At 46.3% G+C, this 11,613-nt stretch carries 13 protein-coding genes; 3 read left to right on the forward strand and 10 right to left on the reverse strand.

The window, feature by feature from the left end; all coding sequences use genetic code 11:
* Nucleotides 1–6: 6 nt before the first annotated feature.
* Nucleotides 7–843 carry an MmcQ/YjbR family DNA-binding protein gene (locus B5E53_RS14855; protein ID WP_087316429.1) on the forward strand — a complete coding sequence of 279 codons (837 nt, stop codon included), beginning with the start codon at nucleotides 7–9 and terminating at the stop codon, nucleotides 841–843.
* A gap of 15 nt (nucleotides 844–858) precedes the next feature.
* On the opposite strand, the gene B5E53_RS14860 is transcribed toward B5E53_RS14855, so the two are convergent.
* The 7 genes from B5E53_RS14860 to B5E53_RS14895 all read right to left on the reverse strand — a co-directional run bounded on the left by B5E53_RS14860 (nucleotide 859) and on the right by B5E53_RS14895 (nucleotide 7,858).
* The gene (locus B5E53_RS14860; protein WP_087316431.1) at nucleotides 859–2,400 is read right to left on the reverse strand and encodes an ABC-F family ATP-binding cassette domain-containing protein; all 1,542 of its coding nucleotides are present in this window, start codon (nucleotides 2,398–2,400) and stop codon (nucleotides 859–861) included.
* Nucleotides 2,401–3,082: 682 nt separating this feature from the next.
* On the reverse strand, nucleotides 3,083–3,811 hold the full coding sequence (locus B5E53_RS14870) for a MerR family transcriptional regulator (protein ID WP_087316436.1): 729 nt from the start codon (nucleotides 3,809–3,811) through the stop codon (nucleotides 3,083–3,085).
* A gap of 137 nt (nucleotides 3,812–3,948) precedes the next feature.
* Nucleotides 3,949–4,260, reverse strand: a complete 312-nt coding sequence (locus B5E53_RS14875) for a hypothetical protein (RefSeq protein WP_087316438.1) — start codon at nucleotides 4,258–4,260, stop codon at nucleotides 3,949–3,951.
* Between the two features lie 70 nt (nucleotides 4,261–4,330).
* Complete coding sequence (locus B5E53_RS14880) at nucleotides 4,331–4,921, reverse strand: DUF3267 domain-containing protein (protein WP_162611932.1); 591 nt, start codon at nucleotides 4,919–4,921, stop codon at nucleotides 4,331–4,333.
* A gap of 40 nt (nucleotides 4,922–4,961) precedes the next feature.
* Nucleotides 4,962–5,438: a hypothetical protein gene (locus B5E53_RS14885; RefSeq protein ID WP_087316499.1), complete on the reverse strand. Its 477-nt coding sequence runs from the start codon at nucleotides 5,436–5,438 to the stop codon at nucleotides 4,962–4,964.
* 209 nt (nucleotides 5,439–5,647) lie between these two features.
* Nucleotides 5,648–6,379 (reverse strand): LytTR family DNA-binding domain-containing protein, encoded by a 732-nt coding sequence (locus B5E53_RS14890; protein WP_087316442.1) that lies wholly within the window; start codon nucleotides 6,377–6,379, stop codon nucleotides 5,648–5,650.
* Between the two features lie 111 nt (nucleotides 6,380–6,490).
* Nucleotides 6,491–7,858, reverse strand: coding sequence for a GHKL domain-containing protein (locus tag B5E53_RS14895; protein WP_087316444.1), 1,368 nt, complete (start codon nucleotides 7,856–7,858; stop codon nucleotides 6,491–6,493).
* Nucleotides 7,859–8,119: 261 nt separating this feature from the next.
* On the opposite strand from B5E53_RS14895, the gene B5E53_RS14900 reads away from it, so the two are divergent.
* The gene (locus B5E53_RS14900) at nucleotides 8,120–8,797 is read left to right on the forward strand and encodes a helix-turn-helix domain-containing protein (RefSeq protein ID WP_087316446.1); all 678 of its coding nucleotides are present in this window, start codon (nucleotides 8,120–8,122) and stop codon (nucleotides 8,795–8,797) included.
* Nucleotides 8,794–9,759, forward strand: a complete 966-nt coding sequence (locus B5E53_RS14905) for an IS3 family transposase (protein ID WP_087316448.1) — start codon at nucleotides 8,794–8,796, stop codon at nucleotides 9,757–9,759. The genes B5E53_RS14900 and B5E53_RS14905 overlap by 4 nt, the downstream gene beginning before the upstream one ends.
* Nucleotides 9,760–9,892: 133 nt before the next feature.
* On the opposite strand, the gene B5E53_RS14910 is transcribed toward B5E53_RS14905, so the two are convergent.
* From B5E53_RS14910 to B5E53_RS14920, 3 genes are read right to left on the reverse strand one after another with little or no spacing between them, the layout of a single operon-like run.
* A complete protein-coding gene (locus B5E53_RS14910; RefSeq protein ID WP_087316450.1) occupies nucleotides 9,893–10,756 on the reverse strand; it encodes a zinc ribbon domain-containing protein in 864 nt (287 codons plus the stop codon).
* Nucleotides 10,738–11,034, reverse strand: a complete 297-nt coding sequence (locus B5E53_RS14915; protein ID WP_087316452.1) for a hypothetical protein — start codon at nucleotides 11,032–11,034, stop codon at nucleotides 10,738–10,740. Before B5E53_RS14915 ends, B5E53_RS14910 begins: the two co-directional genes overlap by 19 nt.
* Nucleotides 11,012–11,506, reverse strand: coding sequence for a sigma-70 family RNA polymerase sigma factor (locus tag B5E53_RS14920; protein WP_087316454.1), 495 nt, complete (start codon nucleotides 11,504–11,506; stop codon nucleotides 11,012–11,014). The genes B5E53_RS14915 and B5E53_RS14920 overlap by 23 nt, the downstream gene beginning before the upstream one ends.
* Between the last annotated feature and the right edge of the window lie 107 nt (nucleotides 11,507–11,613).

Consider the following 11,613-nt stretch of genomic DNA (forward strand, 5'->3'; position numbering starts at 1 on the left):
AACGCCATGCACAGCGATACATTTAACGATGCATTTATCCCGGCAGCTTCCTCCCTCCGGGAGGAAGTTCTTGCCTTTGCCGCCAGAGAATATCATACAAAACCGGAATATCCCTGGGCTAAAAGTCCCGGCTATGCCGTCCTGCGCCATACAGACAACCGCAAATGGTACGGTGTCATCATGGAGGTACCCCGGAAGCGACTGGGGATCGACACTGACAACGCAGATCTGCCGACATCTCCGGATGTGGACATTTTAAATGTAAAATGCGATCCGGTACTCTCCGGCTCCCTGCGAATGCAGCCGGGCATTCTGCCGGCCTACCATATGAATAAAGAAAACTGGATATCCATTTTGCTGGACGGCACCGTGGACGTGGAACAGATATTTACATTTCTTGACATGAGCTTTGAGCTGACTGCCAGAAAGACCAGAACAAAGACTTCCGCCGTCCATAATACCAACTGGATCATCCCCGCCAATCCAAAATATTATGACATTGAAACAGCCCTCGCCGAAAATCCGGACGAGCCCTTTTTCTGGAAGCAGAGCAATAACATTTTTATGGGCGATATCGTTTACATCTATCTCACCGCTCCGGTGTCTTCTCTGCTGTTTAAATGCCGCGCTCTGGAGGTGGACATTCCCCGGCAGTCGGAGAACAAAAACATACGAATGAAGCGGGCCATGAAACTTAAGCTTCTGGAAACCTACCCACACGGCGCCATAGGCCGGGATAAATTAAAAGAGCACGGCATCTATGCGGTCCGGGGACCGCGCAGTATGCCGCAGACATTGATAACAGAGATAGAGCACATGGCAGACGGGACGACAAGAACATAATGGCGTCCCGTCCGTCTATTTTTCTCCGATATTAATCACTCTTTGTGCCCATCCCCTGTAAAAACTCTCCTCATGAGAAACCAGAAGTACTGTGCCCGGGAAGTCTGCTAACGCCTCTTTCAATGCATTTTTAGCCTGTTCATCCAGATGATTGGTTGGTTCATCCAAAATGAGAAAATTACAAGGCCGCAGGGTAAGAAGGCACAATTTTACTTTCGCCTGCTCTCCTCCGCTCAGAGTTCCGACAGACTGCAGCGCGTGTTTTTTAGAGATTCCGCACCGTGCCAGACTTCGGCGTACCTCTTTGGATGATAGCCGTGGATAAGTATCCGATATAATTTTCACCGGTGTTTGTTCTCTGTCTGTCCACAGAAGATCCTGTGCAAAATATCCGATGACAGCCTGAGATGAAAACATAACTTCCCCCTGCATGGATAAAAGTTCTCCCACCAGCGTTTTTAACAGTGTAGATTTTCCGATACCGTTAAAACCGGTAATGACGATCTTCTGTCCGCCACGCACAGAAAAGTTCAGCCCGGCCAAGAGCGGATACTGGTATCCCACAGCCAGATGTTTCACTATGAGATGATCCGTATCTGTCAACGGCAGCGCCGGAAAACGAAAAGAAGCCTGAAGTTCTGCCTGCTCTGGCGCTTCCATTTTATCCATTCGTTCTAACTGCTTTCTTCGTCCCCTGGCCATCTTTGACTTTCTTCCGGCAATGTTTTTTCTGATGAATTCTTCGGTCTCCCTGATTTTCTTCTGCTGTGCCGCATACTGGCGAATATACTCTTCTCTCAACAGTGTTTTCTTTTTAAAAAATTCCGAATAGGTTCCATGATATTTCATGATCGTCCCATTATCAATATCGCAGATACAGTCAGAGATTCTCTCCAAAAACTCATAATCATGGGACACCACCAAAAATGCATTTTCCAGCTCCGAAAGATAGTCTGCCAACCAGGTGACATGTTCTTTATCAAGAAAATTAGTCGGCTCATCCAACAACAGTACATCCGGCTTCTGAAGCAGTAACTTCGCCAGAATAACCTTCGCCCTCTGACCTCCGCTCATCTTTGCTATCGGACGTTCCATTCCGATGGCCTTCAGACCCAGCCCTTCCGCTACCCGTTCCATGGCAGTATCTATCCCGTAAAAATCTTTGGTCTCCAATCGCTGCTGACATTCCGCCGCCAGCCGCATCCATTTTTCGCTGTCATTAGAGGATTCCGAAGCCTTCTCATAGTATTTCATCATTTTCTCTTCTGTCTGATACAAGTTTTCAAAAGCCGACCGCAAAAACTCTTTCACAGTAAGCGTCCCCTTAATCTCCGCATATTGATCCAGATAACCAATGGTGATATCCGGCTGCCACCACACCCGACCTTCATCCGGCAAAATCTGTCCGGTACATATTTTTATAAGAGTACTTTTCCCCGTGCCATTTGGCCCTACGACCCCCACATGCTCCCCTTTATTTAAGGTCAGCGCCGTATTTCTATACAATACATTTTCTCCAAAAGAATGGGTAAGTCCCTTTATTTCCAATAAACTCATTTTTCTCAAATCCTTTCCAGATTATTTTTATAAACAATATTCCTGCTTCGCGCGAGCTCGCGTCCCGCAAAACATTTTTCCTTTCATAGAAACACAGTTTTCCATGAAAAAAAGACAGAAAGCCAAATACACAAAATGTATCAGCCTTCTGTCTCCATACATCTATTCCTCAGAGCAGCATTTCTACCCTCCTGGAATCATCCCATGGGATACGATACACTAAAAAACATACCCCTCTATACAACAAAAGGCCGCAGACAAAACATTGTCCACAGCCTTAAAAATTCATTCCAGGATTCTACAACCACAAAATCACTTCTTCGGAAAACAGCGCACTCTATTATGCGCTCTCAAGGAAGTACACGGGCACACTACTCCCCTTAGTTTTCCGATGAAATCCTGCCGCGCTCTCTATACGCCATACTCTGTACAATGTTTCATCGGATGGAATTGTACAGAGTTAAGTTTCTCTTTAATCTGATCTGTATAATAAATACCCATGGCGGGTTCTCCTTTTCCCAGTAAATCTTTCCAAACTACCCCGGCTTCAACAAATTCCTGCCGCAAAATATATACGCGGATAAGAGCTTGTATGACAACCACACCGGAATGCTGCTGTTATATTTTCAAATAATACAGGAAGAAAGAGAATATGTCAATGTAGAGAAAACTTTTAATTTTATTATTTCCCGCAGTACACCTTGATCGCCTCCGCAGCAAACTGCGCGGTACCTTCCCCGCCAGCCTTATCTATGTTTGCCTTAAATTCGCCGTCGCCTGCGTACATTTCTCCGAGGCTGGAAAGGATCTCATCGGAGCATTGATAAAAATATTCCGAAATGTATTCCTTCAGTTTCTTTACCTGCTCCTGAACCTCCTGTTCCTCCGGACTATGCCCTTTCATCTCGCCAAACTCCGCAAAGAGCTGCATAAAATTCTGCGTGATTTCCTGTTCAGAATCTTTGGTCCGTTTCTCTGCTTTTGCCTCAAATTCCTTGTATTCAGGCGTTCCTCCCCACATTTCCCTGGCCTGTCTGGCATATTCGTCAATCTGTTTCGTGTCAAATACTGAAAAATCCATTGTACTCACTCCTGTAAATTTTATTCCACGGGCAAAGGCGATCAGTTTTTCCAGACGCTCTTTTTTCATGGTCAACAGCGTAATCTGCTGTTCCAAAGCCTTATTTTTATCAAAATCAGGCCTGGAAATGATCTCTTTAATCTCTTTTAAAGGAAATTCCAATTCCCGGAACAATAAAATCTGCTGCAATGTCTCAAGGGCCGCATCGTCATACAGCCGATAACCAGATTCTGTATATCCCGTCGGATGCAGCAATCCAATCTTATCGTAATATTGCAGGGTGCGTATACTCACTCCAGCCAGCCGGCTGGCCTCTTTTATTGTCATCATTTTTCTTGCCTCCTTCCGTGTGATCATAGCATAAACTATGACGCAGCGTAGGAGTCAATCCTTTTTTACTTTTTTGTTCTGATTTTCATTTTTCTGTACTGCGCTTTATTTTTCTATATTGTTTTTCATTTTTCGTATTATTTCACTATCAACGAAAGAATCGTCACCACCGCCCAGGCCAGAAACAGGAAGCTATTAAGCTTCGCCAGGATATCCAGCACCCTGTTGTGCATTTTTTCTCCCGCAAACAACATCTTGCAATTCAGAAGAGAGAATGTAAGAATCAGCAGTGAGTAGCTAGAAATGTTATTTTGATTTCCGATATAAAGCGCCCGTCCGTACCCGATCCAGAAAAGCGACAGGACAATCAATGTTATCATCTGAAATATTTTTTCACTTTTCTGCATGTTAATAGCTTCCATATTTTTATCCGTTCTTTTATCCATCATGGCTATTACTCCTCTCAGATTATCTTTTTAATAATGTTTCCCGCTGCGGTAACATTTACATTCTCCATTGTCATTGCTCCGCTCCCCGAAACAACGCCACAAATCCAGCTTCCTTCGGGCTGTCTGCCACCATGTCCGCTCCGCTTCTAAGAACCTTATACGCGATGGCAAGATCCGCGCCTGGTAATGTCAGATTCACCAATGCGGTCAGCAGCGATACCGTGCCCGGACAGGCAACCAGATAGATAAAACTTCCGCCGCCCAGCACAATGAAGGGAAGCAGAGTTCCTGTCAGGTACGCCCGTACCGGCAGCACCGCTCTGCATGTACACATGGGCATTCCATGGCGGAATATCAGGGATACCTGTCCTCTGCCAAGCCGCCCGCCCAACTTCCACCCAAGGCCATGAAGAGCCTCGTGAACCGGCAGGCTTACCGCTGCCGCCGCCAGAAGAACGATACCGGTGTGATCCAGCAGTACCGCCCGTTCCAGCAGAAAAGTGCGGTACATGCCCCCGGCCAGAAACAAAAAAGGAAGGGCAAACAGGATTCCCTGCAGATAGGTCTGCCTGCTGTTCATGGTATATGTTCGGGCCTGCCATCCGTTTTCCTCTAAATATCCTGTTTCCTGTAAATTCTTCATCTGTTTATCAGTTATCACAATCCTTCCGATTGCCATAAGCCATCCCTTTCCTTTCGCTTTATAACTTTTTCAGCTCTTCCAGCACAATGTCCAGATTAGCCCGGTGCCAGTTCTCTACTTTAAGGAATCCGGCAGCTGTCGCGCTGGTGTTTAAACCACTTATACCGGCGGCCAGGGTTCCAGAGGAACGGAACTCGCTCAGTTCTTTCTGCTGCGCCGACAGGGCGATCAGCCCATCATCAGTATCCAGCTCAATGCGGTAATTCAGCATATCTTCCCGAACTTCTACTTTGTGAATGGACTCATAAGGAATCTCCAGCGCCACTTCCTTTTTCAGCGACAGTGTCATTTTGCTAAACGGCACCAGAACCAGCGAATCCTCACACATCTGCAGAACAAAAAATTCATTGGAGAAAAAGCGGGTGATTTTCTCACTGAGGTTAGCCGGGGCGTAGGTCACGATAATCGCACGTCCCTCCATTGGGTTATATCCTGCTTCTTTTAAAATAGTATTGATTTTCTTTTCCGTTGCCATCTTTTTATGTCCCCCTTTGTTTTGTTGACCCGAGTATAACAGAACAAAGGAGGCTATGACCGATTCTTTCGCCAACGGTTTTTTTCGCTTCGCCAATGGCTGCCGCGCCTCGCCAACGGCTTTTCCTCTTCGCCAACGACTGTCCCGGCGACCATTTTTTCCGGCCGCAAAAAAAGCCGCCGCGAAAATAACTTTCGCAGGCAGCTCGCTCAATTCTTTTTCTGATATGCACTTTTCGCCTTTCGGGACAGCAGGCAGGTCTCGCCGTTGTCAAGTTCCACCAGCTGCTCTTTCAGATGCACCGCCCGGATGCGGGAGCGGTTGACCAGAAAGCTTCGGTGGCAGCGCCAGAATTTCTCTCCCAGCTCTTCAGCGAAATGGTCAAGACTGCTGTTAAATTCCAGCAGTTCTTCGTCCAGATGTAACTGGAGAATATGCCGTCGGCCCACAGCTTCAAAATAAAGGATACTGTCCACAGGAATATGCCGCACTGTGTCGAGAATCTTTATGGTACAGTAATTTCCCTGCCCGGGCCGCTGGGCTTCCATCCTCTCCCGGATGCTTTCGAGACATTTCTGCACCCGCAGTGTCATGGCCTCTGTATCGCCTTTTACAATATAGTCCAAAGCCTCCAGACGCAGGCGAAAGGTCTCAAAGGCCAGGTCTCCGTGAGCAGTGATGAACACGATAAATCCCCGCGGGTCATACTGCCGCAGTTTCTGCGCCAGCTCCAGACCGCTGATTCTGCCCGGGAAATCAATATCCAAGAAATAAATGGCAGGCACAGCGTTTTCCTTCTGCCTCTCCAGAAGAATCTCCGGATCCTCCACCGCATGAACCGGCCCCATATCATTATCAAGAATCATGATCTGCTGCGACACAATATGCGTAAGCTTCTCCCGAACCGGCTCTTCATCATCACAAATGTATACAGGTATCATTGTTTTCTCCTTACATTTCTCCAAAGCAGCCTTTACATTTTGCCGGCTGCTCAATCATCGTCTTTTCCTTCTGACTTTTCCCTTCCGTTCGCCGCAGACAAAGCCTCCCTGCTACACGGCCGGAATATGCAGCTCCTGCACAAACATATCGTCTTTCAGATACGTCCGCGTGGCACACCCTTTATATCGGCTTACAATCTTACGGTAACTGGAAAGGCCGGTGCCGTGGCCCTTGCCCTTCGTGGTATATCCTTTTCGGGTCAGTGCCGACAGATTTGGCGCCGCGTCATAATTATTGGCGATAGCAAGATACAGCTCCTTCTCTTCCTGAAGCAGCACAATCCGCACCAGACCATCCTGACCAGCGGCCGCTTCCACAGCGTTATCCAGCAGAATCCCCACGCACCGCAGCAGATCATTCACATCCATACTCTGCTCCTCATGCACGGGATGGAGTACCTCCAGCACCGCCCGTACATTTTCCTGCCGCATCTTTGCCAGCTTCGTGGTCAGAAGACTTCGCAGCGGATACAAACCAACGTTGTTGAGGCCGTCCATCTGCGCAATCTCACTGCCCAGCTTCTCGTCAAAATAACTGCTGGTCTTCTTCATAAACTCCTGGATTCCCGCCAGGTCCCCTTCCTGTGCCTGAAGGGTCAGCCCGGAAAACAGATTGGTGACATCGTGACGAAACGCCCGGATCTCCTGCTGCAGTTCTTCCAGCAGAGCCATGTGAGCCTGCTGCTGCAAAATGGTCTCTTCCTGCGCTTTGATCCTGTCCTGTCCCGCCACATACATGGCGGTAAATTGTATCAGAAACAGCCCTGCCACGATCAGCGCAAAGAAAAACATGGCGTAACCCGCATCCGGCGCCGCATCGGGTGAAATCAGACCGATCACCGGAAGCGTACACATGAGGGCGTAGCTCACCAACAACGTCAGAACCGCCCTCGCCCGGCTGCGAAACATCGCCGAAAAATAACGGTAAAACTCTGACTTGCGCAGTATCAGCGCCGCCAGGCACGCCAGCCCGAACAAAACCGTGTACGGAACATAAAAATGTATAAAAACAAGAAAATGCTGTCGGTCAAAGAGCGGGCTGTACGTCTGTACCGCATCGGTGATCACTGAACCGGCTGTCAGAATAATAAATGTACTGAGAACCGACGCCGTCAGCGTGTGAAGAAAGGGCAGACGGTACGTCCTGCACAGCAGCCCTCCCAGTATGACAGCGGTGACAGTATAACAAACCAGATCATAGATAGAATAAGAAATGATCTCCGGATTAATGCCCATGACATATAAAATCAGCTGCACTCCCAGCACAAGTCCCTGCACCACAAAAGAACAGCCCCAGAACACCGCCAGATACCCCCACCGGATTTTCCTTCCCAGAATACCCACGGCCAGCACAAACAGCGCAAAAGCAGTAAAAGAAAATGTATAGCCTACCGAAAACAGGCGAAATCCCAAACTCATAATTTTCTTCCCCTCAGAATAAAACTTACAGTCTGAACTGTATTTTCCAGTATAACAGATGTGAGAATATTGTAAAAGATGATTTTTTCCATTGAATAAAAATAATAGCTGTGTTATATTATAGATACAAAAAGGAACAACCGCCCACAAGGGGTTGACCATTTAAAAAGAATAGCGAAGCCACCCTAACCGGTCAATGATATGATACCTCTAAAGTAGACAGATTAAATATAAAAATCTGTTATTTTGGAGGTATTTTACATGTCAAGAAAAACGAAGTTCACGCCGGAGGAAAAAGAACAGGTTGTTATTGATTATCTTAAAGGAAATAAATCCAGGGCACAGATATGTGAAGAATTATGCATATCTTCAAGGACTATTCAAGATTGGGCTTTGATTTATAGGAAACATGGAATTATAGGTTTTTCGAGGAAAATGAGAAATCGCTCTTATTCGAAAGAATTTAAAATAAAAGTGGTTGAGGAATACATAAGAGGAGAAGGATCGTCCATTGATTTAGGAATAAAATATGATATCTCTTCTGGTCTTTTAAGAAGCTGGGTTAGGATGTATAATGCCAATAAGGAACTTAAGGATTATAATCCGAAACAGGAGGTCTATATGGCACAAGCACGGAGAAAAACAACTTTGGAAGAACGGAAAGAGATTGTTGATTACTGTATTAACCATGATTATAACTATAAAAACACCGCTGAAAAATTTGATGTTTCTTACAGTCAGGTTTATTCCTGGGTAAAAAAATATGACACTAATGGAACAGATGGACTAATGGATCGGAGAGGCCATCATAAAACAGATGATGAAGTCGATGAATTAGAACGCTTAAGGCGGGAAAATTTACGATTGAAACGTCAATTGGAAGAGAAAGATATGATCGTTGAATTATTAAAAAAAGTGAAAGAATTCGAAAGGATGTGAGACTTGGGAAAGTACGCCACGAATCAAAATATCTAGCCGTCCAGTATATTTATACAGAGAAAAACTGGAGCATAGGATGGATGTGCAGGCAGCTTGAAATATCAAGATCTGCTTATTATAAATGGCTTCATCGCGAAGTGCCTGATGAGGAACTGGAAAATATCAGACTCGCAGAACTCATCAAGGAGTACGATGAACGTTTTTGTCATATCTTAGGATACCGGCGGATGACATCTTGGATCAACCATTTCAATCATACACAGTACAGTAAAAACAGAGTTCACAGAATAATGAAAAAGCTGGGGTTCCATTCCGTGATCCGTCAAAAGAAGAAAAAATATATTTATGCCAAACCAGATGAAACAGCAGAAAATATACTTCAAAGAGATTTCTTTGCTTCTGTACCTAATCAGAAATGGGCTGCAGATGTAACAGAATTTAAAGTCCCTGGCGAGAAAAAGAAGCTGTATTTAAGTACCATTATAGATTTATATGACAGATATCCTGTAGCATATGTTATCAGTGCAAGAAACGACAACAGGCTTGTGTTTAAAACATTTGATAAAGCCATCACCGCAAATCCAGATGCCAGACCGATTTTTCATTCAGACCGGGGATTTCAGTATACCAGTAAGGCGTTCAGGAAGAAACTTGAAAAACAGGAAATGAAACAATCTATGTCCAGAGTTGGACACTGTATCGACAATGGACCAACGGAAGGGTTTTGGGGGATTATAAAATCCGAAATGTATCAGATGTACGAAATAAACAATGAGGATTCATTAAGATATGCAATCAAAGATTATCTGCGCTTTTACAGCGAAAAGCGTTTGCAAGATAGATATCACTGTAAGACCCCATTAGAAGTACGTCAGGAAGCATTGACATCGGATATAGCGATAGAATACCCTATTCCTGAAAACAAACGAATAAAGAAATATAAAGAGAAATGGAGTGCATAGAAAAACACCGGCACTTCCAAAGAGGAATGCCGGCATCTTCTATACTCAATTTTAGATATTTTACCTGTCTACTTGACAAGGGGCATATCATATCAGGGTGGTTTTGCTATGTATGGCTACTTACAAAATGTATTTAATCAAGTGGCTCTTTCACATCTTCTATCTCACACTGCATTTTTTCTCCTTCGCATGTGATGGAAATATCCACCGCATCACCGGACGTAAATGAAATGCTCATCAGCGCATCGCTTCCCTCGCCTTTATCTGAGATATCCACATCTATGGAATCTCCGAAAAATCCGCTGCCGGACTCCACGGTATACTCCGCAGATTCTGACAAAGAAGGAATGTAAATAAGATATTGAGTCACAGTCTCATCGTCGGTATCTATCTCATAGCGGAGCACGGCGGCCTGGTTGTCTGCGGGCTTCTTCTTGCTGAGCCATTCCCGGATCTGTGTATTTCCGGTCTCCTGTATGTAATCATCCACGGAAAGCAGCGCTGTCGCTGACGACATGGTGCTTTCGGTGGTAAAGGCAGCCACGGAAAGCAGAATGAGTACAAGAGGAACCAGTATCACCGCGGCGAGGATGACCGGCAACGTCCGGTCTTTCTTTTTTACCGGCGCCGCGATGTCGGTCTGCTGCTCTGGAAGAGGCGCCGCGCATCTCGGGCACAGTTTCCAGTCCGGCTCCACCGGGGCCGAACAGTTGGGGCAGGAAGGTCTTAATTTTGCGCCGCATCCGGGACATACCATATAGTCTTCCCGAAGCCGCTCTCCGCAGACCCGGCATTTAAGATTTGAGTAACTGCCCCGCACCAGCAGATAGATGATGAATCCAATCAGAGACGGCGCCAGCACAGCCAGCAGCGTCCACAACACGGCGTTCATTCCCCGGCTTGACGCATCCCTGTACACATACACGCCGACCAGCAGCGGCACTGCGATGATGATCACCAGCAGCGGCAGCAGCATTATTATAGTAATTCCTGACATATCTCGTCGCCTCCTTTTCCTCTATAAGAATACACAATGGCAATCACAACACTTCCCACTATAGACACAGCCGCATACACGAAACAGCACACTGCAAAATCCTGTCTGCTTTCCCAGGCCAGCAGGCCCATCAGAAAAACCGCAATTTGGGACAAAACAGCAGCCAGCGCCAGCAGAAACATCTGTCTTCTCAGTTTCCTTCTCTCAAACTCCTGTCGCAGCGTCTTTTCGCTCAGTGCCGGCGGAGCGTATTTCTCAAAATCGTAAATCTGTTTCATCGCTGAGCACCTCCTTCAATACATTTCTTGCCCTGTTCAGGCGGGACTTCACCGTGCCCGGCGGAATCCCCAGCACATTTGCCGCCGACTGAATATCCATATCCTCAAAATAAAACAGAATGACTGTCAGCCGAAGCTTCTCCGGCAGATTCCGCACCGCCTCATAAAGAAGCTCGTAATCCTTTTTCTCCGGCGCGGGAACAGAATGAAGCAGCTCCTCTTTTTCCCTCGTATCCCGGAAATGCAGCATGGGACTGCGGGCGATGCGGCGCAGCGTATTCCGGTATGTATTGACACATATCTTTGTAAGCCACGGCTCGAACTCTTTTGCAGGATCATACCTGGATATGTTTTTCACAACCTTCAGCCAGGTCTCCTGATACAGGTCCTCCGCCTCGAAAGAATCGCCGCAGAGGGTCATACAAAGCCCGAAAAGCCGTCTTCCATACTGCCTGATATACGAATCGATCACCCTGTTCCCCTCCTTTCTGCCAGTGTACTGTCTCATTCACATTTCGCAGAATGACGCAAAATGAAACAGTACTAGACATTTTTCTTTTCATATACAGATACAATCTG

This window comes from Eubacterium sp. An11 (assembly GCF_002161065.1).
Lineage (GTDB): Bacteria > Bacillota > Clostridia > Lachnospirales > Lachnospiraceae > Anaerobutyricum > Anaerobutyricum faecale.